The 2,727-nt window shown below is 53.6% G+C and carries 2 protein-coding genes and 1 pseudogene; 2 read left to right on the plus strand and 1 reads right to left on the minus strand.

Going from position 1 to position 2,727, the window contains the following annotated elements; genetic code table 11:
• Positions 1-185, plus strand: a pseudogene (locus OB13_RS19085) (DinB family protein); the annotation flags it as partial.
• Between the two features lie 207 nt (positions 186-392).
• Positions 393-1,019, plus strand: a complete 627-nt coding sequence (locus OB13_RS19090) for a YczE/YyaS/YitT family protein (protein WP_461491778.1) — start codon at positions 393-395, stop codon at positions 1,017-1,019.
• Between the two features lie 27 nt (positions 1,020-1,046).
• Here OB13_RS19090 and OB13_RS19095 read toward each other — a convergent pair whose 3' ends face one another.
• Positions 1,047-2,468 carry a thioredoxin-like domain-containing protein gene (locus OB13_RS19095; RefSeq protein WP_461491779.1) on the minus strand — a complete coding sequence of 474 codons (1,422 nt, stop codon included), beginning with the start codon at positions 2,466-2,468 and terminating at the stop codon, positions 1,047-1,049.
• Between the last annotated feature and the right edge of the window lie 259 nt (positions 2,469-2,727).

Consider the following 2,727-nt stretch of genomic DNA (forward strand, 5'->3'; position numbering starts at 1 on the left):
TGCTGAACCTGCTGGCCAGTGCCAAGAGGGCCGACCTGAACAAAAAGGCTATACCTGTGGAATTCTTTAAGCTGCTGAAACTGCGCATCGGGGAGACACTGGAGTTTGTGGTACTGCACCAGCAACGCCACGTGCAGCAGGCCCGGCGGGTGAAGGAACTTCTGGAAAAGCAAACTGCGGCCTGATCCGGCCAAATCAGGTATACTTGCGGCGCTACTATACCTGGCCTTCAGGCACAAATCGGGAAGTGAAACAGGACAGCTTACCGCAACGGCAGGCTGAAAAATCTTTGATGTCGGAACATTGACTTCGAACTTATCTGGTTAAAATTAACTTTCTTGCGTCCGATTTTGTTTTAGCCCAGTCCCTTCTGAATCAGGGGCGTTGATATTATGCGCGAGAGAGTTATTAGCTATAGTTTTTTCTTTTTGGGGTTGATGTTGTTTGGCTTTGCCAATGCCATCGCTGTGAAGGTAAAGTACCTGGGACTGCACCCCTGGGAGGTGCTGAATGTGGCCATGTTTCAGAAATTTGGTTTCACCATCGGCACCTGGAGTGCGCTCATAGGGCTGTTTTTTGTGGCAATTTCGTGGTTCGTTAACCGCAAATACATCAACATCGGTACTTTTCTGAACGCGCTCCTGATCGGCCCTTTCATGGACCTGTTTCTCTGGCTCGATTTCCTGCCTGCTGCCACCAACACCCTGCTGGACTACATCAACCTGGCCTGCTCAGTTATTATAGGAGGTATAGCCGGTGGCCTTTATGTTGCCGGTGGCGTGGGCGCCGGTCCCCGCGACGGTTTCATGATGACGGTTTCGGAAAGAACACGCTTATCCGTCAGCCACTCCCGCATCCTGGTAGAAAGTATCATTCTGCTGATCGGCTACCTGATGGGCGGGCCCGTTTTTGTGGCTACCTTCTTCTATACCTTCATCATGAGCCCGATCTTTCAGGTCACGCTCAGGTTTTTCCGGAAACTGCGCATGCAGCTTATTGAAGAGCGAGTAAAGGTATAACCTCCCAACTGTCAAACTTATACCTTTCTAACTTTTAAACTTCACCATAACCTCCTGCTTCTCTCCGCTGTGCAGGTCTACCCGGAACAGCTGGTGGCTGTTGGTGCTGGTGACCCAGAGTTGCCCGTTCAGGTATAGCACATCGTTGGGCTCATGCAGGCCATCGGTGAGGGTGCGCACCCTGTTCCGTGACATGTCGAGCACCTTCACCTTGCCGTTGTAGGTGTCGGCAATGTAGACGTCGCTGTCGATGATCTCCACCCCCACACCATGCTGCAGCAGCGCGTCGTCCACGAACCCGTCCACGTCGCCAAAGTCAAAGAGGCCCCGCCCCAATGGCGTGAGCACCATCCCGGTTTTCAGATTCACGGTACGGATCGCACTTGCCTCGGCATCGGCTACATAGAGCACATTCCCGTTGATGGCCAATCCGCTGGGCTGGTTAAAAGCGGCCTCACGTAGTGGCCCGTCGGTCAGGGCTTCGCGGCCGCTGCCGGCAAAGCGGTATACCTGCTCCGTTTCCAGGTCCATGCGCAGGATCTGGTGATTGCCCGCATTGGCAATGAACATGCTGTCGCCGTAGATGAGCAGGTCCCAGGGGCTGTTGGGATTCACAGGTATACCTATGCTGTCGTCGTGGAAGTAGTAATCCAGTTCTCCCGTCCCGGCAGCAGTACTTACCATCCGGTGCTGCAGGTCTACCTTCCGGATGGAATTGTTCTTGGCATCGGCCACATAAAGGGTCTGTCCGTGCAGGGCCAGGCCGTGCGGCTCATAGAAAGTAGCATCCGCAAAACCGCCATTCGCAAAACCCTTTTCTCCGCTTCCAATCACCTCCAGCACCTGCCCTTCCTGGTTGAGCTTCAGGATACGGTTGTGGCCGCTGTCCGATAGATAGATATTCCCTTCGCTGTCGCTGGTGAGCTTGGATGGAAAGTTTAGCAGTGCCCCGTCGGCTTGCTCCACGTGGAAACGCAGCGGCTCTCGGTTCAGTACGTCTTTGAATTCCTCTTTGAGTTTCTGTAGGTAGGGTCGCACGGTATCATACACGCCTTCGCCTGCATGCTGCCCGATCACTTTCCCTTTCGGGTCGATCAGGACGGTGGTAGGCCAGGCTTTTATCCCGAACTGATTCCATACCTGATAATCAGCGTCGTTCACGATCGGGTGCTCAATGCCGAATTTCTGGATCGCCTGCCGTATCGTTTCGTTCTGCCGCTCGGCATCGAACTTGGCCGAGTGCACGCCTACCACGACAAGCACTTCCGCAAATTCTTCTTCCAGCCGCTTCAGGTCCGGCACGATGTGCTGGCAGTTGATGCAGCCGAAGGTCCAGAAGTCGAGCAGCACGATCTTGCCCCTGAAGTCTTTGATGGACCAGGCCCGGTCGGTGTTGAGCCAGCCATGTTCTGTATTGATCTCAGGTGCATTCACGCGTCCGGTAAGCATAGTCTTAGTGGGTTTGATTAGGTCTTATTTGTTACCGGTTTAGGTTGTGAAAGGTTATTCTGCTTTACGAACGACTGTTTGTCATTTCGGACACAGTGAGAAATCCGGAGTATTTCATGACCACTGTCAGCTGCTGTATCATTTAGCTGCGCCTATACCTTACGCTGATGCGGGCTTGCCGCTCGTATTCTGCTGTCGTGGCTGCGGCTTCTCAGACTTTAACCTGACATTGTTGTATAGCTTCGCCTGGCCGGCGGGG

The organism is Pontibacter sp. HJ8 (genome assembly GCF_054824225.1).